We start from the raw sequence: 21476 nt of genomic DNA on the forward strand, positions 1-21476 counted from the left end.
CTTTTTTAAATAATTGGGGAATGCTTTTTGAGAGTAATTGTAAAACTTTTTTATGTTCGATAAACAGCAGAGAAAACTAAAACGTTCTGCAAAATTAATTTCCATTTTTAGCAAATATGGGTTCAAAGATATTTTAGCCCGAATGAATCTTGCGAAAAACAATGAACCATCCATTGACGAAAATGAAATCATTTTTACCAATTCTGTGTACGAAAGAATCAGAATGGCGATAGAGGAATTGGGTCCGACGTTTGTGAAACTAGGTCAGACTTTTTCCACCCGTGAAGATTTATTACCGCCAGAATTAATTATCGAATTACAAAAACTTCAGGATAAAGTAGAAGAAGTTGATTTAAATCTGGAAGAAATTTTAGAACAAGAATTTAATATTTCACCGTATGAACATTTTAGCGAAATTCAGAAAAAACCAATGGCGACGGCTTCAATTGCGCAAGTTTATAAAGCAGTTTTGAATGATGGTTCAGAAGTAATTCTGAAAGTGAAGAAACCAAATGTTCAGGAAAATATTCAGGATGATTTGTTATTAATTCACGATTTGGTCAAAGTGATTACGACTTATTCGGAAATGGGAGAACGCCTCAATTTAAAAAGCGCAATTTCAACTTTTGAAAAATCATTGCTGGAAGAAATTTCTTTAACCAACGAGAAGAATAATATTCAGCAATTTGCTCTCAATTTTAAGAACAATAAAGAAACGTACGTTCCGAAAGTGTATGAGGAGTTTTGCAGCAACAATATCCTTTGTATGGAATTTGTGGATGGCATCAAAATTACCAATAAAGAAGCGCTTTTAGAAAATGGTATTGATCCTGTAAAAATTTCGGAAGTTGGATTAAGAGTTTTTGTTTCTCAGATTCTAGATTATGGATTTTTCCACGCTGATCCGCATGCTGGAAATATTTTAGTCAAGAAAGATGGGAAAGTGGTCTTTATTGATTTTGGTGCAGTCGGAACAATTCAGCCGAATGAAAAAGAAATTCTGGAACAGATGATTGTGGCTTTCGTTTCTAAGAATGCTCCTAAGATCGTCATGAGTTTGAAGAAGATGGCGGTGAGTTATGAGATTCCCGACGACAAAGCCTTTTTAAATAATGTTGAAGAAGTCCTTAATTTTGTTCACAGTACGTCATTAGAAAAAATAGATGTTCCAGTCTTGGTCGGAAAAATGGTTAATACTTTAAAGATTAACCGCCTTAACATGCCGGATTATTTATACTTGCTTTTAAAAGGGATTAGTTTAATTGAAGGTGTGGGAAGATCTATTAATCCCGACTTAGATGTTGTAAAAAGTCTGCAACCTTTTACGAAGAAAATTCTCTTTAATAAAATATCTCCAAAAAAATTAGTGAAATCTGGCTCTCAGAAATTGATGGCTTTGAGTGAAAATATGGAGGAAATTCCAAAAGAATTACGGTCGCTTTTGCAAAAGTTGGATGAAAATAAATTTACGGTCGCCACTGAAAACAAAAGTATTGAGAAGACGCACCAACTCATTAAGTCGAGTATGGTCAATCTTATTTTAGCGATGGTTTTATGTGCTAATATTATTTCAACGGCGATTATCTGGAATGTAGAAAGTAGTAATAATGTTGGCGGAATTCCCGTTTTGATTATCACAAGTCTCCTATTCTCCATTTTTCTGGTGCTAGCTCTTTTCTTAAGATTAATGAAAAGATAATTTCAAATTGCTGCTAAAGTAAAATGTAGAAGTTCTCAATTTTACTCCACTTTAATTCCGTGCTTTCTTAATCTGACTTTGGAGTAGGGAATTTCGATTTTTAAAGTATCAGGATATTCGAAGTGTTGGACTTCATTTTTGTTAAAATTGTATTTCATCATAAAGGGAACTTTCTCATACGTGTTTCCGAGTAAAACGGCAACCGAATCTCCTTTCCAATAAGCATCTTCGATCCAGTAAGATGGTCCAAAGAAAGCAACTTGCCTGGCTTCTTTCTTTTTGTAATCGACCAGAACAACTTGTTGATCAGCTTCAAATCCTGCGCTACCATCGGGTTGCAAAAACCATTGATAACTGTCGAAATCTAAATATTTATTTTTACTTTTATTAAAAATGAGAAAAGGCTTATAGATTTCGTTAAATCCTTTTTCATTCAAAATCGTAACCGACGAATTCTGAAAAGATATCGGTGAAGTTTGTTTTAGATTAAATAAAGCCGAAGTGAAATCAGTATTTTCTTTTTGATAATATTGAAACCACGGAAGTAAGTCGATCGAATCATTCGCTGTAGATGTGGTAGTATTTTCAACTTTCGGTGTTTCTACATCTTTTTCCGGATTCATTTTTACCTTTTTCTCACAGGAAAAAAATAGAAGCAGTGCTAAAAATAGTAAACGTCTCATTCTTCCAAAATACAACATATTATAATCCTATCAAAAAAACTATCTTTGCAAAATGGAAAAAATGACCTTTGCCAATTTCGATCTTCCGGAAAAAATTCTTAATGTTTTAGCAGATGAAAATTTATTTGAGCCGACACCGATTCAATTAAAGACATTGAGCCCGATTCTTTCAGGCCGAGATGTGATGGGAATTGCCCAAACCGGAACCGGAAAAACATTGGCTTATCTCCTTCCAGTCCTTAAAACTTGGAAATATAATAAGACAGGAAATCCAACAGTGCTTATTTTGGTGCCAACACGTGAGTTGGTAGTACAAGTAGCAGGAATTGTTGAGAATCTGACCAAAGATATTACCGCCAGAGTAATCGGTATTTATGGTGGGAAAAATATAAAAACTCAAAAATTACTTTTTGCTGACGGCTGCGATATATTGGTCGGAACTCCAGGTAGAGTAATGGATTTGGCGATTGACAATGCAATTTCTTTAAAAGAAGTTTCGAAGTTAATCATCGATGAATTTGACGAAATGCTGAATTTGGGTTTTAAAGCACAATTGACGCATATTTTCCAGATGATGAAAGAGAAGAGACAAAATATTCTTTTTTCTGCAACCATGACTGAAGCTGTTGATGCTTTATTGTACGAATATTTTTCTGGTCCAATGGAAATTTCCCTGGCGAAATCAGGAACGCCGCTGGAGAAAATTGAACAGATTGGTTATAAGGTAGAAAACTTTAATACTAAAATAAATCTTCTTGAACATCTCTTAAAAACAGATGAAGACTTTTCGAAAGTGCTTATTTTCTGTAATAATAAAAAACACGCCGATTTATTATACACTAAAATTGAGGAATTATTTCCAGATCAATTTGACGTTATTCACTCGAATAAATCACAGAATTACCGTTTGAATGCGATGCGTAGTTTTGAAAAACAAGAAGTTCGCGGATTAATTACCACAGATATTATGGCGCGTGGTTTAGATATCTCGGATATTACCCACGTTATCAATTTTGAAATTCCAGAAGTTCCGGAACAGTATATCCACAGAATTGGTCGTACCGGTCGTGCTGATAAAAATGGTATCGCGGTTTCGTTCGTTACTAAGAATGAAGATTCGCAGTTATTGGATATTGAAGTTTTAATGGACAAGGCAGTCATCATTAAAGATTTCCCGGCGGTAGTTAAAATTAATCCAGTAAAAATTGCTTCTGAGAAAGACGAGGTGGTGATGAAAAATGCACACACCGTAAAATTAGAAGAAGGTGGCGGAGCATTCCACGAGAAAAAAGATAAAAACAAAAAAGAAAACTGGGGTGGACCACACGCTAGAAAGATTCCGAAAAAAGTGGGATCGAATAGAGCTCACGAAAAAGCAAAATCAGTAGCGAAGAGAAAGAAATAATTCTCTCATTAGTGATTTTTCAAAACAAGAAATAAAAAAAGCAACTCAATTTGAGTTGCTTTAATTTTGTCTGGAAAAGTGATTATTTTCTTAAACCAAGTTCCGCGATAATTGCTCTGTAACGATTAATATCTTTTTTCTTAAGATAATCTAAAAGCGATTTTCTTTTACCTACTAAAAGTACCAAAGAACGCTCAGTTGCGTAATCTTTATGATTAGCTTTTAGGTGTTTAGATAAATGATTGATTCTGAAAGTGAAAAGGGCTACTTGTCCTTCTGCGCTTCCTGTGTCTGAGTCAGACTTTCCATGTTTTGCGAAGATTTCTTTCTTCGTGTCGGTTGTTAAGTACATTCCAATATTATTTTAATGATTATTATGTAACGGGTGCAAAAATACAATTAATTATTCAATCTTAAAAGTACTTTTGATTTTATACATAAAATCATTACGAATAAATGTTAAAAAAATCTTAATATTTTGCCGGGTATGTTGTTGGATGGCAGTATCTTTGCATAACACAAAGTCATGAAAAATCTTTATTTATTCGGAACACGCTTTACGGTATTGTTACTGCTCACAACCTTTTGTACGGCATGTGCCCAAATTAGCTCCATTGATAAAGATTCTAAAACCTATCAAATTCTATACTTTAACCCTGAAGTTTTCCCCGATATTGAAGAAATTATAGAGCCTACTTATTCGGCGTTTTTCTCCGCTTTATCAGATAAACTCAGTACTTCCCGAAACAATAAATTGCTTCGCGTAGATTATAATATTCCCTTTGATGAGCCTGAAACAAGCTTGATCGCTGAGTTTTGTACCAATAATAATGCGCAGTATGCCGTTGTTCCCAAGGTAAAATACTTTAAGGTAGGATTTGGAAAATACGTTTTTTCTAACCAGGTAATTGTCAGCATGAAAGTGTACAATGAATCTGGTGAATTACTCGCCGAAACTTCATACGATACCTACAGAAAAAGTGGTCGGCTTTTGGGTTCTGCCGAGAACTCCATAAAAATCGGAACGAATGGAGCGCTGAAAAATCTCAATAAAATTCTTCGTAAAAATTACCGGTCTACAACCAATACTTCGAGTGAATTTGAAATGTTCCCGACCGAGCAATTTTCATTTAATTAAAGTTTTTCACATTCTGGATATTGCTTAAAACTCAATTGTGACTTACTTATTCTGCACTTTGTCTTGGCCAGGTAAAAGCCTTCCACACAATTATCAAAGTAAATATTGATTCTACGATTGCTAGAAATACATAGAAGCCGTACCAGCCTCTCAAGGAATCAAACGCGATAAAAATCATCATTACGGTGAATAATGAACCAAATATGATATTCAGTATTTTGTTAAAGTTAGGTTTTAAAATCAGCGATAAGAAAATCATTATCGGCGGAATCGCTAAAACCAATGAGGCTGTAAAAAGTATTAAAGGATTGTTCAAGGCATTTTCTCCACTCCTTAAACTCTCTATTTTACCTGGAGTGTACAATTCAAAATAATCTCCATATAAGTAACAAAGGGTCGTTGCAGTCCAGAGAGCGGCGAGTGTAATTTTAATATTAATCTCAAAATCAACGAGTTCTTGCTTCTTTAAATTTGAATTTTTTATATATTCTGAAGTTTTAACTTTTAGATTAGACGATTTTCAATTACCCATTGTTACAGTTTTAGATAAATTTATAACAATTACTAAAGAAGAAATCCAGGTCATATGCTCTTAATCCATTCAAACATCAGTCTCAAAAAATATTGGTGAAGGTGGATTTATTTGAAAAATCTTGAGAAGCATTTATTTCTTTCCTAATTTTTCCGCCAATCTTTCCGCCAAATCTTCAATGTCTTCTTTACGAGCCAATTGCTCCATACAACTTTCCGGAATAGAATCAAACCCGTATAGTAAGCCAGCAGGTCCACCTGTAATTGCGGCAGTCGTGTCGGTGTCTTCTCCTAAGTTGACGGCTTTCAAAATCGCATCTTTATAATTTTCGGTCGTCAGTAAACACCAAATACTTGCTTCCAAAGAATGAAGAACATAGCCGCTGCTCAAAATTTTATGTTCTGCTAATTCTGAAATGTCGTCTTTTAATAGTCGGTCGAATAAGGAGATTTCGTGCGGATTGATTGAAAGTGAATTTAAAAAGCCTGGGATTTCCGTTTGTAGCTTTTGATAAATTTCAAACTTGTCTTTTCCTAACAAAATCTCTCTGGAAAATTCAAGATAGTAAAAACAGGAAATCACCGAGCGAATGTGACCATGCGTTATTGAAGAAACTTTTTTTGTGATTTCATACCGTTCTGAAATCGGTAAATCTTTAATGTAAAATAGAAGTGGTAAAATACGCATCAAGGAGCCATTTCCGTTGGATGAAGCGTCGGTATTTCCAGCGAATTCTGGTTGTTCACCGTTGGAAATTTGGTTAATTGCTTCTCTCGTTGCAATGCCGATATCGAAAACTTCACCGCGGGCGGTCCAGAAATTCTCATGATACCATTTTACAAAATTCCCTCCGATTCTGTTTAAGTCGAAATCATGGGTGAGCGCTTCTGCCAAACAAAAAGTCATCGAGCTGTCATCTGAAAAAGTTCCGGGAGGTAAATTATAAGTGCCGTAACCAATCATGTCGGTCACTGGTTTTTGAAGAATCGTTTCTCTGCTTCGAAATTCTACTGGAACCCCAAGTGCATCGCCGATCGCAACGCCGAAAAGGCCAGATTTGATATTGTAGTTTAAGTCTTCCATATTATTGATACTGTACTCAAATATAAAAAACTTTAATCTCAATTGGTAATTTAGGAGATAATTTAAAAGTGTTTGATGTAGAAATTATTTCTTTCTAGAAATAAGTTTATAGATCCAAGTTCCGAGAAAGTAGAATGCTGATAAATAGGCGATGAGCACCAAACCTCCCACAATCCATCCGATCGTACCCATCATGAATACAAAGGTGAAAAAGAAACCGCTTAGACTGTCAATGGGATTGAAAGAGATGGCGACATTGTCTGGTTTAGATAGTAAATCAATTGCTAAAATTGACCCTGCGAATCCTATTATTACGGAAAGTAGACCGGAAAGTATTTTGTTTTGATTTTTCATATCATAATCGGTTGATTCTTTTGAATTTACATCTCCGTCCAATTTTGCGCTAAAATCGTTTAATTTTTTGAGCTTATTAAAATAAGACTGGAATTCTACTTTTTTAATCTGAACGTTTTGTAATCATATTCATAGCGAAGATTATTGTTCCTAACCAGCTCATCCTTATCGCCAGGTTTGAGTAAAATAGAATCTGACTCAAATGAAAAGGTAATAATCTTTTTATTCTCCTTGATGCGCAAAATATCAAGTAAGGGAATTTCCATGCTTTTGCTTTCGATATCGATGTTACCTAGATATTTTAAACGGTCGTTTTGTAGCAAATAAGCTTCCGCCCCAAAGTAGTATTCATACGCTAACTGACATACAATAAGGATGTTTTCGTTTGCATCATTTTTGTAAAAATAAGGTTGGTTGAGATAAACTTCACCAACTCCTTTTGATTTAGAAATGATTTCATTTTTATTATTCAAAATTAATAATCTCCGGCCCTGATCTCTTTCTGTATCAGGAGCAACCATTATTCCATCAACCGGTTTGTAATATCCTTCTGCAATCTTGACATTTTTCAATTGATATGAAGCCAGAATTTCAAAACCGGGAATGTTGAGATTAGTTAAAGTATCCGCTTTGAATTGGTGATATTTTACGTTGTTCTCAGTGACCAGATCATTGCGGTTGACGGTACTTACTGACGTTGAAGATAAATTCTCCTTTTCATTCTCAGAAATAGGTGGTTTTTCTTGACAAGCAAAAGTTGAAAGTAAACAAAAAGTTAAAAGTTTATTCATGGAGAAATTATTTAAAATTTGCAGAACCAATTTATTATTTTTAAGGCTTATTTTATTGATAGAAGTTATCATTTTTAAAGTAGACCATTTTTAGGTTTGCTTCTTTTTAAAAATCCAGAAATTGATTAAAGTTCCTATAAGTAATCCTGCAAACAGGAAGATTTCAAAATGGGTATCATCAAAGCTCATCCATGCGATATGATCTAAACTGGTATATTCTGCCAGTCGTAATTTTTCCTGCAGGGAAGCAAGTGCAAACCGCAAATATAAAATTCGAAGAAGCCAAGATATAATGCCGAAACCTATTATGATGCTGCTTATAAAGAGGCTTTCCTTGGGTGAACTAATTCTGGCGAACTTATTTACCCGAAGAAGCAACAGCGGAATTACTCCGATTGCAACAACGAACAAAATTGTTTCAACCAATCTAACTTTTGGATTTTCAAAATAACTTAAAGAAAGACTCGCATCTGACACTAGGGAAACCGACAGATCAAAAAATTGCTTTGTGAATACAAATGCCAAAAAAGCAAGCGTGAGCGCTGCAAAGAAATATTTAAAATATGCATTTCTCATTCTACTACTTATGAACTGCGTTTACTTTTTAAATCAACTGCCGCAATTCAGATGAAATCGTGGAATATTTGTGGCGCTTTCATCTTTATCCAATCCCTCAAAAAAAACGTGATCGCCCAATTCTTTGGTGGTCATTTGCTGATGCAGCTTATATAATAATTCTAAAGCGGTAAAGTTTTTGCCGTTATCCGCTCTGAATCGAGCCTCAACCTCAGCTTGAAATAATCCGTCTTCACTGTTTTCTTCATCCTCAAAAAAATCATCAGTTTCTAAAAGGGTTTCGTTTTCTGCCAAACTATCTCTATCAATCCAAACCGTGTAGGAAATATCAACGAGTCCACGCGTGATAACAATTTCTTCAGGTTTCCAGGAGGCTTTTTCTTTGAGAATTAGGTTTTGATATTGATGTACTTTGGCATTAAAATCATCGATTGATTTGTATTCAATATCGTTAAAAGTCCAAACGACTTGGTTTAATAATCCCATTTTTTATGTTTTAAATTTGTAATTGGAAGCAAGAGCTTTTTAATAATTTTGCAAGTCGAAGTGCTTTAAAACCTGAATTTTTGGCAAAGGTTTTAGCGGCATTTTCTTTTCTCTTTTATTTAAGATTTTCTCTGACCCCAGATTTTTGTCAACATCGATTTTATTACCAGTGCGTAAATTATACTCAGTCTCGGTCGTTGTGTTTTTACCGTCCCAGGTGCTTTTTGAAATATGGATTAATTCAAAATTTCCCTTTTGATATTTAAAGGAATAACTGGCCATTCCGCCTTTTATTTCTGAGATCATATTTATAATACCTTCTTCAATTTCGAAGGTGGGAATTTGATACTCTGAAGTTTGGTTTTTCCCTCCATTTGGGTACATTGCTTCAATGATTTGGGTGGTAGATACCACTCGTTTTAATTTTCCGTCGGGTTGAGAAAGAAAAATTTGCAATTGGATGGATCTTCGTTGATCAATGGTATCTATGCTTACAATGATTTTGTCGTCAATTCTGTCATTGTTCAAATCTCCCTTTTTCTCTTGGAGTTGTAAAGTAAAAGAATCTTTAACGGTGGAACTTTGGGCATTTATTTGCGTCGTAAAAATCAGCAGGAATAGCAAAATAAAAAATGGTGACGTTTTCATACTTATTTTTATTTATTATAAATTTTATTCATTTTTCGGAAGGTTAATTACCTTAAAATTTTAGTCTTCTCATTTAGTGTTCATTTCTCGAGCATTTTAAAACTTCACTTTTTCAAAATATTTTCCTTTAAATTGATAGTGGATTTTTTCGCCAGTTACTTTTGAGTTCTCAAGAATTAGTGGAATACTAATTACTTTATTTTTTTCATCATATTCAATTTTGTAATTGCCTACTTCTCTGTCTCTGTTGGTTCTTGAGGTTAAATCAACCTCATAGCCGATTTGATTTCTAATGCCTGTTTTCGTTTTAATTAATTTGGCATTTTCGTTCAGTTTAGCATCTTCAATTGAAAATATTTTAATGGTATGGTAAGATAGTCCTGAACTTAAAATCGAGGTGCCCAATGTGATGTAGAATTTTTTGTTGCCAGAATTAATATCATTAATTTGATAATAAAAACATCCTGCATCCTTTTCATCATACTTTGGACTGTTTTTAGAAAATACTTTCTGATTTACCTTATATTGATAAATATTTTTGAAAAAACGCATGGTGCCACCAGTTCCATCATCCCAGGAGTAGATTCGGAAAAGCCCATCTTCAGAGGTAGCGATGTGTAATCCATTGTTCTTTAATAATTCAAAATTATAGTTGATGGTTTCCGGTAAAGTTGAGGTGTATTTTAGAAGCAATTTCTCAAACTTCATATTTGACGTGTAGAGTGAATCAAAAGAATGTTTGTCGGTTCGATCATTGGAGCTCCAATAATCAATTTTCTGAAAACTTTCGTTTAATATATTTTCAACGGTTTTTAAGCTTTGCGCAAACGCGAATGTGGAAAATAACGTCAAAATTAGAATCGTGAATTTTACTTTCATTATTTGTTTTATTATTTAATTAGATGATTCATCTATTTTAACTAAACCAGTTTTTAAATTGATGGACATTTACATTATTATTTTTTTGAAATATTTATCTTTGTCAAGTTGCGCAGGATGATCCCTTTTTTCTGTTGTATTTTTTAATGTTATTTTGATTATTCGTGATTGACATATTTTGATTGGAGCTGCAATATCTTATTCCAGGTTTTATTATCATAAGCGTTCCTCTTAGAAATGTCTTTTCCGTCCAAATTTAAGATGATGGTCTGATCGACACCATCTACAGGCTGTTTTGACTCTTTTTCTATCGCTTTTTTAAAATTCTCGATATCAATATAGTTAAATATTTTTTCTGATTCTGCATTTGGAATTGCTTTCTTTGACTCGATTTTTTTATTTTCTGAGGCCATCATATCTGATTGAAAAATCACGGAATCTTTCGAAATTATAAAATGAGAAACGTAACCTAATTGTCCGCCGGCACTGTTAATTTCGATTGATTTTATATTTTCTTTTTGCACGCTTTCAGGATTTTCTTTAGGAGAAGTTGCAGTTGAATTCTTTTCGCCGCAGCTGTTGAGTAAAAGAAAGGAGACGAGTAGTAATTTGTTCATTGTTTTGAGTTTGATTGTTGACTTTATAAATATAGGAGTTTTTGGACTTCTAAAATATTCTCTGGTAAAGTTAAATTAGATTGACTTATTGAACATATTTCAAAATCCTGTGAATAAAATTCTGCTCTTTATTCTAGCCCCGAGCGAAGTGGAAATCCTTTTTTTTCCTAAAAAAAAGATTGCAACGAAGAGCGGGACCGAAATTTTAAAAAAATATAAACTTGTTGCTCCCAAAAAATAAAATTTCAAATAATTGATTTCCAATTAAATAAACGATACAAACGGATACAAACGATATTAAGCGGTTCCTTACCGACTAATTTTTGAAAGCTGGTGAAACTTTGCAACAGAGATTCGAGACAGATCAGTGAGACTCGTTTCTAATGTCTAATTATAAAATTTAATACCATGTCACTAAGAAACAAAATTACCTTAATCGGTAGAACAGGAAAAGACGTTGAAATCGTACAATTCGAGAACGGGAAATTAGCTAAAGTAAGTTTAGCAACCAGCGATTACTACACCAACGCTTTGGGCGAAAAAGTAGAAGAAACGCAATGGCACAATTTGGTTTGCAACGGAAAATTAGCAGACTTGATGGAAAAGTATGTGGAAAAAGGCAAAGAAATCGCCGTGGAAGGAAAAGTCGTATACCGAAATTACGACGATAAAGAAGGTCAGAAACGATATATAACTGAAGTTCGGGTCGATCAACTGGTGTTATTGGGAAGTAAATAGAGGGCGAGAAGAGCATGCTGGATTTTATCCCATGGAATTCAGCTTGCTCAAGTCCTCCCATTAATATTAAAAACACACTATCATGAAAGTCAAGATTTTTAAAATAAGATTGTCAGACGAATTTATTTACGCTGACCAAAAAGTGCTCGATCGTTTTCTGCAGGAAAATAATGTGCTGAAATACGAGACCGCCTTTGTGAAAGAGGATGAAAGTTATTGGTCGGTTGTTTTGTATTTTGAAGAGTCGAAAGTACAAGTCAGCGAACCAAAAACAGAACGATATAGCGCAACGCAAGAAGATCTCAGTCAGGATGAAATGAAGATTATGAATTCGCTGAAATTATGGCGCTCCGAAAAAGCCAGGGAGAAAAGTTTGCCTGTTTATCTGATTGCCACCAACAAAGAATTATTTTCTATTGCCAAATATAAACCGGCGAAAAAAGAAGAATTGCTTGATATCAAAGGTTTCGGCAAATATAAAATTGAAAATTACGGTGAAGAAATCATTGAGATTTTAGAAACAGTTTAAAAACACAAACTCTATATATTTTTATTAAAGCCGGAGAATTATTCTTCGGCTTTTTTTTGCTTTGAAAATTGTTAGTAAATACTTTTTACGGTAGTATTTCACCAAGTTTTTTTAAATTTATAAAATGGAAACTATTATTAGAAAAATTCAGAAGTCAGATAATACATTATTAGCAGAAATAATACGCAGTTGCTTTGATGATTTTAAGGTTCCGACTGCAGGAACTGTATATGAAGATCCAACGACAGATCATTTATCTGAATTGTTTAAAGAAGAATATTCAGCCTTGTTCGTAGCTGAAGTTGATGGCGAATTATGCGGTTGTTGTGGGATTTTTCCAACCGAAGGTTTACCTGAAAAATGTGGCGAACTCGTTAAGTTTTATATCTCAAAGGATTTTCGAGGTAAAGGACTGGGAAAGAAGTTAATGGAAGAAAGCATTGAGTTTGCAAAAAAGTCGGGATATCAATCGATTTACATAGAAAGTTTACCTGAATTTTCAACAGCAGTTTCTATCTACGAAAAACAAGGTTTTAAATATCTGGAGAAACCATTGGGCAATTCTGGACATAGTGGTTGCAACCTTTGGATGATCAAGCATCTTTAAAGATTTAGATGAATAATTTTGTATTTTTGCAGCCTGACGCAAGTATATTGCCTGCCTAATTACTCATTATTTATTTTTGATTACCCATAACTATGAAGCCCAGTTTAGCAAAAGGAACCCGAGATTTTTCTGCCGAAGAAGTTTACCGAAGAAAATTCATCATCAACATTTTACAGAAAAATTTTGAACTTTTTGGTTTTCAGCCATTAGAAACTCCGAGTTTCGAAAACCTATCTACTTTAACCGGAAAGTATGGTGAAGAAGGAGATCGTTTGATTTTTAAGATTTTGAATTCTGGTGATTATGCTTCGAAGACAAAAGACGAAGATTGGTCGGCTAAAAATTCGCAGAAACTGATTTCGCAAATTTCGGAAAAGGCGTTGCGTTACGACCTAACCGTTCCTTTCGCAAGATACGTGGCAATGAATCATGGACAAATGACTTTCCCTTTTAAGCGGTATCAAATCCAGCCCGTTTGGCGCGCGGATCGTCCACAGAAAGGAAGGTTTCGTGAATTCTATCAATGTGACGCGGATGTTGTTGGAAGTGTGAGTTTGTGGCAAGAAGTAGAATTGGTTCAATTGTATTTAAAGTCGTTCGCGGAATTAAATGTGAAAGTTGTTCTTCATTTAAACAATAGAAAAATTCTTTCTGGCTTAGCAGAATTTGCAGGAATTTCTGATCAGTTAATTGACTTTACAGTTGCACTCGACAAACTGGACAAAGTTGGTAAAGAAGGCGTTGTTAAAGAATTGTTAGAAAAAAATATCAATCAGGAATCAATTGATAAACTGGATTTCCTTTTTACGCAAAGTGAAAATGCTCTCGAGAATTTAACTCAATTAAAAGAGAAATTCCAAGGAAATGAAATCGGAACAAGTGGAGTAGAAGAGTTAGAGTTTGTACTTAATCAATCTTTCGAATTAGGGATTTCTGAAGAAAGTTTAAAATTCGATATCACTTTAGCCAGAGGACTTGATTATTATACAGGAGCCATTTTCGAAGTAAAAGCAACAGAAGTTGCAATGGGTTCGATTGGTGGCGGTGGTCGCTACGATAATTTGACCGAAGTTTTCGGAGTGAAAGATATTCCCGGAATTGGAATTTCATTTGGATTGGATCGAATTTATTTGGTGATGGAAGAACTTAGTTTGTTTCCGGAAGATTCTGTAAAAACAGTTCAATATCTGTTCGCCAATTATGGTGAAACCGAATCTTTGGCCGCGATGAAAATTATAGGTCAACTTCGCGCGAAAGGAATTTCTGCAGAGCTCTATCCGGAATCTGCAAAATTGAAAAAACAATTTACCTACGCTGAAAAGAAAGGCATTCCAAACTTGATTTTCTATGGCGACCAGGAAATTTCAGAAGGAAAAATAACCGTTAAGAATTTGAAAACGGGCGAACAGAAAACCATAGCAGCTAATCTGTTTTTAGATGGAGAATAATTACGATTTTTTAGGAACCATTTTTTTAACGATTGTTTTTCTATTAGCTATTAGTTTTGTAATTTTTCTTTTGGTTTGCAGATGGAAAATTTTTACTAAAGCAGGAAGAGAAGGTTGGGAAAGTTTGATTCCTATTTATAATATTATAATCTACTTAGATATTGTTAAAAAACCAATTTGGTGGATTTTTCTTTTTCTGATCCCTTTTTATAATATTTATATTGCAATAGTGTTGAATATTAGATTGGCCAAATTCTTCGGAAAAGATGATTTGTTTGGTATAGGATTAACTTTTTTTAATTTTATTTTCGAACCTATTTTAGCTTTCGGAAATTCAACTTATAATCCTGAAGCTTTACCTGATGAAAGAAATTCAGATAAATGGAGTTAAATTTAACAACTGAAATTTAAGCTTCATCTAAGTAAAATTAACAAGAAAAAAATGTGGTGGATTTACGCTTTACTATCAGCTTTCTTTGCTGCACTAACCGCGATTTTCGCGAAAGTCGGCGTAGAAAATGTAAACTCGAATTTAGCTACTGCCATACGAACGGTTGTTGTTTTGGTGATGATTTGGATGATTGTTTTCTTCCGAGAGGAATATAAAGCAATCGGTCAATTATCTTCCCGAAACTGGATTTTTCTTGGAATCTCAGGAGTAGCCACAGGATTTTCCTGGATCTTTTATTTTAAAGCCTTACAAATGGGCGAAGTTTCAAAAGTTGCCGGAATCGATAAACTTAGTTTGGCGCTAACCATTATTTTTGCAGTGGTATTTTTAGGTGAAAACTTAACCTGGAAAACTGCTGTTGGCGCAGGGTTAATTATCGCTGGCACTTTATTTTTAATCTGGAAATAATGGAAAACTAATCTTCCCAGCCGCAAAGATCTTTATCTAAAGTCTGTGCTTTTTGAATAGTTACCTTGATGATTTGCGCTTTGCAATTAGACAATCCTCTGCAGTTTTTTGAGTAATGGTATTTTTTTCCGCCGCTGCTGTTACAAATATAAACATCGGTTTTTGTGACCACAGTTCCTTGCCAATTTAAAATAACGACTAAAAAGAGGAGTAAAGATTTTTTCATTGATAGCAAATTAAATTTAGATGGATTAATTAGTTTTCTACTCTTCTAAGTTATTGGGTGCAAATATAAATAATACGTGTCAAACTCTGTGACCCAAAATCGTTCACCCAAAATTTGTTTTAAATTTCTATTTTTACGGAAAACCTCCCATGGAAAACTATCTTGACATTAATCGCAAATTATGGAATGCAAAAGTAGATTCGCATCTTAAATCTGATTTCTATTTTGTAGATGAATTTTTAAAAGGAAGAACTTCTTTAAACTCAACAGAATTAAATCTTTTAGGAGATATCAAAAACAAAAAAATCCTGCATCTTCAATGTCATTTCGGGCAGGATTCTATTTCGCTTTCTCGATTAGGCGCAAAAGTGACAGGAATTGATTTGTCTGATAAATCTATTGAAGCGGCGAAATATCTTGCTGAAAAATGCGGAACAGATACCCAATTCATCGTTTCAGATGTTTACGATTTACTGAATGTTTTGGACGAGAAATTTGACATCGTTTACACCAGTTACGGAACAATTGGCTGGCTTCCTGATTTGAAAAAATGGGCCGAGATTATCAATCATTTTCTAAAACCTACTGGTAAATTAATCTTTGTGGAATTCCATCCCGTCGTTTGGATGTACGATAACGACTTCACATATGTGCAATACAGTTATTTCAATGACGGTGTAATTGTAGAAACCAACGAAGGTACTTACGCCGATCGATCTGCAGATTTGGCAAATCAAGAAGTTAATTGGAATCACCCAATTTCCGAAGTTCTGACGGCTTTGCTAAGTGAGAGTCTGCACCTGGAATCCTTTCAAGAATACAATTGGTCCCCGTATCCATGTTTTAAGCATATTGAAGAAATAGAAAAAGGGAAATATCAAATTCCGCAGTTTGGAAATAAGATTCCACTTGTTTACTCCCTTGTCGCTGAGAAAAAATAAAAGCCAAGACTCTTGGTTTGAACTCACAAAAATGTGTATCATTGCAAATCTAAAATTTAGAGTTCAAAATCTAAATTTTTAGAGAAACGGGGGATTAGCTCATCTGGCTAGAGCGCAACACTGGCAGTGTTGAGGTGGTCGGTTCGATCCCGATATCCTCCACATTTACAAATTAGAAACTCCTGATTATCAGGAGTTTCTTGTTTTTTAAAAAATTACTTGTCTTGTATTTGTCTTGCAAAAGATAAATTCTTCTAAAAATTCTACAAATTTCCATTTTAGATTTTACAAACAATTAGTAAAATCAAACAGCTTTCAAATTAGCAATTTTCGATTTCAAATTCTTAATTGACTACTTCAAATTTAAAAAATTATTTTTTTAAATATTTACCCATTTTATAGGATTGTATTTCCTTAACATCCTTTAACATTTCCTTCAAACCACCTAACTCTTTTTTAATAGTATTTAATCCACAAGTACAATGGGATAGTTAAAGTTGTAGCAGAAAGAATTCCAAAGCATAAAATTCTGGAGTTTCCAGTCTAATTTTGTCGTGTTCAAATCAAAGAAATAGTTGAATTCTCAACTTTTCAATTAATCACAAAATACAAAATTATACTATTATGCAAATTACTTTCGAAACATTACCAATGGCAATTGAAATCCTCATCAAAGAGGTAAGAAGTTTAAAAACGGATATTGATAAAAATAATTCTAAAGACAACGAAGGGAAAGTTGTTGATCGTTTAGAAGCACGAAGAATTCTTGGAACGCATGGGAAAAGATTGTCTGAAGCACGTTTTGCCCAACTGAAAAATGAAGGACGAATTACCACTTACGGTTTTGGTGGCAAACATTTTTACAACGTGGAAGAATTAGAAAGTCTGAAGCGTAAATAATTCTGTGAACAAAATCTGTTCATCCATTAAAAGGAAATTGATGATGTGAAATTTCATCAAATGTTTCAAGTTCCTTTTAACTATTCCGTAAATCATTAAAATTCTAAAAAATGTCCCAACATAACCCCTATTTACGAGTAGGAACAACCTACTACAAAACCATAGAAAAACCATTGATTTCTGGTGATAAAATTTCCATATTAGTTCGATGGAATCGAGAAACTATAATTAGCGATCACGGAAAAACCTACGTTTCTAAAGTACCGAAATATGATGGATTTTGCTGTATTCCCAGTCATCTCAATTATCAAAAAGTAATAGAGGAATTTTACAATATGTATAATGAAATTCCCAATCAACCTGATGATGATAAAGCAGATTTACATTCCATCAAAGAACAGATCCCTTTTTCCCTGGATTTTATGGAACATATTTTTGGTGAACAAATAGAGTTGGGATTAGACTACTTGAAGATTCTACTGCTATATCCGACACAAATCCTTCCGATACTTTGTTTAGTCAGTAAAGAAAGAGTAACCGGAAAATCGACCTTTATCAAATGGCTAAAAGCAATTTTTGGTTTGAACATGACTTACATCAAAGGAGACTCGTTCGGAAGTCAATTTAATGCAGATTGGACTTCAATGTTGATCGTTGCCATTGACGAAGTTTTCTTTGATAAAAAGGAAATTACTGAACGATTAAAATATCTTTCCACAACAGACAAGGATAAAAAAGAAGCCAAAGGAAAAGACCGGGAAGAAATCGATTTTTTCGCCAAGTTTATTCTTTGTTCTAACAATGAAGATAATTTTATTCAGATTGATGAAAATGAAGTCCGTTTCTGGATTATCAAAATTAAATCGATTAAATCTGAAAGGACAGAATTTCTGCGTGATCTAAATTCTGAAATTCCTTATTTCTTAAACTACTTGATTCAAAGACCATTTTACAGCCAAAAGAAAACAAGAATGTGGTTCACTCATGCCGAACTCAGAACCCAGGCACTTCAGAAATTAGTTTGGAAAAATAATAACAAACTAGAATCCCGAATCATTGAATTATTGTTTGAGTTTTTTGAAAGCGTGGAAGATCAGGAAATCTATGTTATTCCTCAAGACATTCTGAATATGCTCAACAAAATGTTTAAAAGCAGTTACTGGACAATTAACGACGTGAGAAAATTACTTAAGGAAGTTTGGAATCTCGAACCTCAGAGTAATTCCTTAGCCTACGTAAAATATGACATGGATTACGGCGGCACTTTTTATCAACAGAATAAAACAGGAAGGTATTTTACGATAGAAAGAAATTTTATTTCTCAAAAATTTGATGAAATGATGAATTAATTGATAATGAAAAGAAAATCAACTACTTACTATTCATCAAAGTACTCATCAAATTTGAAAACCTTCCTTTTTGATGAGAGAATGATGAGCAAATAAAATCGTGTTTGATGAGATGATGAGTGTTTGATGAGAGTTTAACTTATTATAATATAAATAAATACAAGTGTTGCTCATCACTTCATCAAATATCTACTAAAACCAAACCCGGAAAATTACAACAATGAATTGCAAACAATTTAATACAATATTGTTGGAAGAAGTCCTGCTTTCTCTCGGACACCTTCCCACAAAACAAACGGAAAAAGAAGCGTGGTTTCTCAATCCGTTCGTGAAAGAAAACCACGCCTCTTTTAAACTGAATAAACGACTCAATATTTGGTATTTATTTTCAGAGGGAATCGGCGGAAACAACATCGATTTTATGAAGAGATATTTAAATACTTCGATAAGCGAGGTTTTAGATTGGGCAGAAAATCAAAATTTTTCTTCTTTTCAACATCAAAGAATTGCAAACCGAATATTAGAAAATCTTGATAAAACTTATGATATAACTGAAGTGAAAAATATTCAACATCCTGCACTTTTTGAATATTTGAGAGAAAGGAGAGTAGAAAATCAAACTGAATTTTTAAATGAAATTCATTACCGAATGAACGATAAAAATTATTTTGGAATAGGTTTTAAAAATAATTCTGATGGTTATGAAATCCGGAACGCTTATTCTAAAATCTGTTTGGGTAAAAAAGACATTTCAACCATAAATGACGGCTCCAACTCAATCCGAATATTCGAAGGCTTCTTTGATTTTCTTTCATTTAAAAATGTAGAAAAATTTTTAGATAAAGAACCTTCAGATTATCTCATTTTGAATTCAGTTTCGATGGTAAATAAAATAAAAAATGACCTAGGTAATTATCAAAATATTGAACTTTATTTTGATAATGATGGAGCAGGAAATCATGCCGTTGAAATGATAAAAAGTAAAAACGAAAAGGCAGAAGATTGTCGGATTTTATATTCAAGTTTTAAAGATTTGAATGAATGGCTGATTCATGAATATCCATCAAATGAAGTAAAAATTCATCATAAATCTGCATTTAAAAGATGAAAGATTCCAAAATTTATGAATCAGACTTATTTGAAAAGATTTTTGAATTAAATTCAAATAATAAAATTGGTGCAACTACGATAACTGTTTTTACATTCATTCTGTACAAATGTGAAGATCCTCGAAAAGAAATTGTTTTGTCTGATTACGAAATGGCGAGAGAACTTGGGCTTTCTAGACAGACGGTAATCACTGCAAAAAAGAAACTAAAACTTTTGGGAATATTAAATTATGAAAGAAATCCTGGTTTTCCGAATCGTTTAATTTTGAATAAAAATGAATTACCAAAAAAAATTACTAAAAGAGTTGAAATAGAAAAAATTCTGGTTGAAAAAATAATTTCAATTCCAGAACCGAAAATTATTGTAAATACTTCATTTTCCAGAGATCCGACTTTAACTCAGTTTTTAGATTTTGCGAAAAGTTTACCAGATTATTCCGAAAAATTAGATGATATATTGATTGAGAAATTTAATACTTGGGAAAAAGCGGATTGGAAAAATACAATCGGAAGACCGATAATAAATTGGAAGTCTGTTCTAGAAAAAAATATGGTAATGTTTGAATTGCATCATTCCTTGGAAAATAATTCTGCACTGAAAATTCCAAATATAAAAAGACCGAAAGTAGACTAAAATAAGGTAGACTAAATAAAATTTCTTAATTCTTAAAAAAGCACTAGCAAGATGTGTCTTTGTGCATACAAAATTTACATTTTATACTACCCAAGACTTTCTTGCCTTTTCGTTGAAAAGGGTAAAAAAACTTCGGAACTCGTTTTTTTTAAGTATATATTTCAGATAATGAGTTTGGCAGATAGTTTTAAAGTTCTGATTTGTTATTATAAAAATTATATTCGAATAAAATAAATATAGCGACTTTGAAATAATTTTTGAAAGAGCATACAAAAATTGATGACGTTAATGTTCTTTTTTTGTTTTATGCCAGTCGTCCTTTAGACAGCAATGGTGAAAAACTGGTTATAATAGAGAAATTGCTGACTTTGCTTTCCCCAATACCGAATCAGAACCACTGGTAATAAATTTTGATGATCATCTATACCAAACATTAATTTAGCATTCATAAGTGGCGAATAATGATTCTCTTTAAAAATAGTTTTTACAAAATGATTGTCGTTGAATAACTACTTTCGGTGTAATTTAAAACAGTTTTCCCGTTCATTATGGTGTACCAGGAATTGATATATAAATTTTTTAATTAACTTTGTACTCATATCCAATAAATCTGGTGTCACATTATTACAAAATAATATCATTTTTATTCGTTTTGGGAATATTCCTGATGCCGGTTTCTTCGTATGCGTGTGCCACCAAAGTAAAAAAAGTGCATAGTACCGAAAAAACGGATATTAAATCTACTGCGACATTTTCTAAAATCGATAATTCCTGCGAAAGCGGAACCTGTGAAGAAAAATGTTGTCACGACGATTCCAAAAATTGTGCTCACAACAGTTGCAATGGAAACTGCAGTTCAACTTCTTGTACAACAGGTGGCTTTACCTTTCTGGGTAATCTGCCATTTTATGGAGTGAAAAATAATTTGCTTTTTTCATTATTAAAAAAAGATAGTTTCCACTATTTAAACTCAGATTATTCTTTCGGATTTCAGTCTATTTGGCAACCGCCGAAAATAGGATAAATTTCCTTGTACAGCCGTACGTGCGTTCTTTCGGGAACACCATAATTTCATCTCATATTCTAGTATAGGAAGATATTCAACTATTTATTTTGATAAACTCTTTCATTGTACTATTAAGAGTAATCTGAAGAAGCATTGCTTCATCATAGGCTGTCATCGAAATCTCAAATCCATCTATCAAACTTTTACGTTGTAACAACCTATTTGTATTTCACCAGATT

At 33.3% G+C, this 21476-nt stretch carries 27 protein-coding genes and 1 tRNA gene; 16 read left to right on the forward strand and 12 right to left on the reverse strand.

Going from position 1 to position 21476, the window contains the following annotated elements:
• Window positions 1-52: 52 nt before the first annotated feature.
• A complete protein-coding gene (locus BMX49_RS05680; RefSeq protein WP_034716957.1) occupies window positions 53-1699 on the forward strand; it encodes an ABC1 kinase family protein in 1647 nt (548 codons plus the stop codon).
• Between the two features lie 41 nt (window positions 1700-1740).
• Here the strand turns inward: BMX49_RS05680 and BMX49_RS05685 are convergent, their stop codons facing one another.
• Window positions 1741-2322: a hypothetical protein gene (locus BMX49_RS05685; protein ID WP_126337050.1), complete on the reverse strand. Its 582-nt coding sequence runs from the start codon at window positions 2320-2322 to the stop codon at window positions 1741-1743.
• A gap of 112 nt (window positions 2323-2434) precedes the next feature.
• On the opposite strand from BMX49_RS05685, the gene BMX49_RS05690 reads away from it, so the two are divergent.
• Complete coding sequence (locus BMX49_RS05690) at window positions 2435-3787, forward strand: DEAD/DEAH box helicase (RefSeq protein ID WP_034716955.1); 1353 nt, start codon at window positions 2435-2437, stop codon at window positions 3785-3787.
• Window positions 3788-3869: 82 nt separating this feature from the next.
• On the opposite strand, the gene rpsO is transcribed toward BMX49_RS05690, so the two are convergent.
• Window positions 3870-4139 (reverse strand): 30S ribosomal protein S15, encoded by a 270-nt coding sequence (gene rpsO, locus BMX49_RS05695; RefSeq protein ID WP_034716953.1) that lies wholly within the window; start codon window positions 4137-4139, stop codon window positions 3870-3872.
• A gap of 174 nt (window positions 4140-4313) precedes the next feature.
• On the opposite strand from rpsO, the gene BMX49_RS05700 reads away from it, so the two are divergent.
• Window positions 4314-4925, forward strand: coding sequence for a hypothetical protein (locus BMX49_RS05700; protein WP_074726712.1), 612 nt, complete (start codon window positions 4314-4316; stop codon window positions 4923-4925).
• Window positions 4926-4971: 46 nt separating this feature from the next.
• On the opposite strand, the gene BMX49_RS14765 is transcribed toward BMX49_RS05700, so the two are convergent.
• From BMX49_RS14765 to BMX49_RS05745, 9 genes are all read right to left on the reverse strand, one after another.
• Window positions 4972-5409, reverse strand: a complete 438-nt coding sequence (locus BMX49_RS14765) for a DUF6326 family protein (RefSeq protein ID WP_074726713.1) — start codon at window positions 5407-5409, stop codon at window positions 4972-4974.
• 180 nt (window positions 5410-5589) lie between these two features.
• Window positions 5590-6540: an ADP-ribosylglycohydrolase family protein gene (locus BMX49_RS05710; protein ID WP_034716950.1), complete on the reverse strand. Its 951-nt coding sequence runs from the start codon at window positions 6538-6540 to the stop codon at window positions 5590-5592.
• A gap of 84 nt (window positions 6541-6624) precedes the next feature.
• Window positions 6625-6894 (reverse strand): hypothetical protein, encoded by a 270-nt coding sequence (locus BMX49_RS05715; protein ID WP_126337052.1) that lies wholly within the window; start codon window positions 6892-6894, stop codon window positions 6625-6627.
• A gap of 95 nt (window positions 6895-6989) precedes the next feature.
• Window positions 6990-7685 carry a hypothetical protein gene (locus BMX49_RS05720; RefSeq protein ID WP_126337054.1) on the reverse strand — a complete coding sequence of 232 codons (696 nt, stop codon included), beginning with the start codon at window positions 7683-7685 and terminating at the stop codon, window positions 6990-6992.
• Window positions 7686-7775: 90 nt separating this feature from the next.
• The gene (locus BMX49_RS05725; RefSeq protein ID WP_034716943.1) at window positions 7776-8261 is read right to left on the reverse strand and encodes a hypothetical protein; all 486 of its coding nucleotides are present in this window, start codon (window positions 8259-8261) and stop codon (window positions 7776-7778) included.
• Between the two features lie 33 nt (window positions 8262-8294).
• Complete coding sequence (locus tag BMX49_RS05730; RefSeq protein WP_051803568.1) at window positions 8295-8747, reverse strand: hypothetical protein; 453 nt, start codon at window positions 8745-8747, stop codon at window positions 8295-8297.
• Between the two features lie 39 nt (window positions 8748-8786).
• The gene (locus BMX49_RS05735; RefSeq protein WP_034716941.1) at window positions 8787-9395 is read right to left on the reverse strand and encodes a hypothetical protein; all 609 of its coding nucleotides are present in this window, start codon (window positions 9393-9395) and stop codon (window positions 8787-8789) included.
• A gap of 96 nt (window positions 9396-9491) precedes the next feature.
• Entirely contained in the window at window positions 9492-10274 is a 783-nt protein-coding gene (locus tag BMX49_RS05740) for a hypothetical protein (RefSeq protein ID WP_034716939.1), read from the reverse strand.
• A 158-nt stretch (window positions 10275-10432) separates the two neighbouring features.
• Window positions 10433-10891 carry a hypothetical protein gene (locus BMX49_RS05745; RefSeq protein ID WP_034716937.1) on the reverse strand — a complete coding sequence of 153 codons (459 nt, stop codon included), beginning with the start codon at window positions 10889-10891 and terminating at the stop codon, window positions 10433-10435.
• A gap of 408 nt (window positions 10892-11299) precedes the next feature.
• Here BMX49_RS05745 and BMX49_RS05750 point away from each other — a divergent pair, with 408 nt between their 5' ends.
• The 6 genes from BMX49_RS05750 to BMX49_RS05775 all read left to right on the forward strand — a co-directional run bounded on the left by BMX49_RS05750 (window position 11300) and on the right by BMX49_RS05775 (window position 15072).
• Window positions 11300-11629 carry a single-stranded DNA-binding protein gene (locus BMX49_RS05750; protein WP_034716935.1) on the forward strand — a complete coding sequence of 110 codons (330 nt, stop codon included), beginning with the start codon at window positions 11300-11302 and terminating at the stop codon, window positions 11627-11629.
• An 82-nt stretch (window positions 11630-11711) separates the two neighbouring features.
• Window positions 11712-12158, forward strand: a complete 447-nt coding sequence (locus tag BMX49_RS05755) for an HRDC domain-containing protein (RefSeq protein ID WP_034716932.1) — start codon at window positions 11712-11714, stop codon at window positions 12156-12158.
• 124 nt (window positions 12159-12282) lie between these two features.
• Complete coding sequence (locus BMX49_RS05760) at window positions 12283-12765, forward strand: GNAT family N-acetyltransferase (protein WP_034716930.1); 483 nt, start codon at window positions 12283-12285, stop codon at window positions 12763-12765.
• Between the two features lie 92 nt (window positions 12766-12857).
• Window positions 12858-14213 (forward strand): histidine--tRNA ligase, encoded by a 1356-nt coding sequence (hisS, locus tag BMX49_RS05765; RefSeq protein ID WP_034716927.1) that lies wholly within the window; start codon window positions 12858-12860, stop codon window positions 14211-14213.
• Complete coding sequence (locus tag BMX49_RS05770; RefSeq protein ID WP_034716925.1) at window positions 14203-14604, forward strand: DUF5684 domain-containing protein; 402 nt, start codon at window positions 14203-14205, stop codon at window positions 14602-14604. The genes hisS and BMX49_RS05770 overlap by 11 nt, the downstream gene beginning before the upstream one ends.
• A 51-nt stretch (window positions 14605-14655) precedes the next feature.
• The gene (locus BMX49_RS05775) at window positions 14656-15072 is read left to right on the forward strand and encodes an EamA family transporter (protein ID WP_034716923.1); all 417 of its coding nucleotides are present in this window, start codon (window positions 14656-14658) and stop codon (window positions 15070-15072) included.
• A 7-nt stretch (window positions 15073-15079) separates the two neighbouring features.
• Here the strand turns inward: BMX49_RS05775 and BMX49_RS05780 are convergent, their stop codons facing one another.
• Window positions 15080-15298, reverse strand: coding sequence for a hypothetical protein (locus BMX49_RS05780; RefSeq protein WP_034716921.1), 219 nt, complete (start codon window positions 15296-15298; stop codon window positions 15080-15082).
• Window positions 15299-15447: 149 nt separating this feature from the next.
• Here BMX49_RS05780 and BMX49_RS05785 point away from each other — a divergent pair, with 149 nt between their 5' ends.
• The 7 genes from BMX49_RS05785 (at window position 15448) to BMX49_RS05815 (ending at window position 21255) form a co-directional block, all read left to right on the forward strand.
• Window positions 15448-16239: a class I SAM-dependent methyltransferase gene (locus BMX49_RS05785; protein ID WP_034716919.1), complete on the forward strand. Its 792-nt coding sequence runs from the start codon at window positions 15448-15450 to the stop codon at window positions 16237-16239.
• A gap of 88 nt (window positions 16240-16327) precedes the next feature.
• A tRNA-Ala gene (locus tag BMX49_RS05790) sits at window positions 16328-16401 on the forward strand.
• Window positions 16402-16863: 462 nt separating this feature from the next.
• Window positions 16864-17139, forward strand: coding sequence for a hypothetical protein (locus tag BMX49_RS05795; protein ID WP_034716917.1), 276 nt, complete (start codon window positions 16864-16866; stop codon window positions 17137-17139).
• 110 nt (window positions 17140-17249) lie between these two features.
• A complete protein-coding gene (locus tag BMX49_RS05800; RefSeq protein WP_034716915.1) occupies window positions 17250-18488 on the forward strand; it encodes a primase-helicase family protein in 1239 nt (412 codons plus the stop codon).
• Between the two features lie 220 nt (window positions 18489-18708).
• Window positions 18709-19596: a DUF8464 domain-containing protein gene (locus BMX49_RS05805; protein ID WP_074726714.1), complete on the forward strand. Its 888-nt coding sequence runs from the start codon at window positions 18709-18711 to the stop codon at window positions 19594-19596.
• Window positions 19593-20231: a hypothetical protein gene (locus BMX49_RS05810; RefSeq protein ID WP_034716913.1), complete on the forward strand. Its 639-nt coding sequence runs from the start codon at window positions 19593-19595 to the stop codon at window positions 20229-20231. Before BMX49_RS05805 ends, BMX49_RS05810 begins: the two co-directional genes overlap by 4 nt.
• 613 nt (window positions 20232-20844) lie before the next feature.
• Window positions 20845-21255: a hypothetical protein gene (locus BMX49_RS05815; RefSeq protein ID WP_126337056.1), complete on the forward strand. Its 411-nt coding sequence runs from the start codon at window positions 20845-20847 to the stop codon at window positions 21253-21255.
• The last annotated feature ends 221 nt before the right edge of the window (window positions 21256-21476 follow it).

It is taken from the genome of Kaistella antarctica, from assembly GCF_900109615.1.
In the GTDB taxonomy this organism is placed as follows: domain Bacteria; phylum Bacteroidota; class Bacteroidia; order Flavobacteriales; family Weeksellaceae; genus Kaistella; species Kaistella antarctica.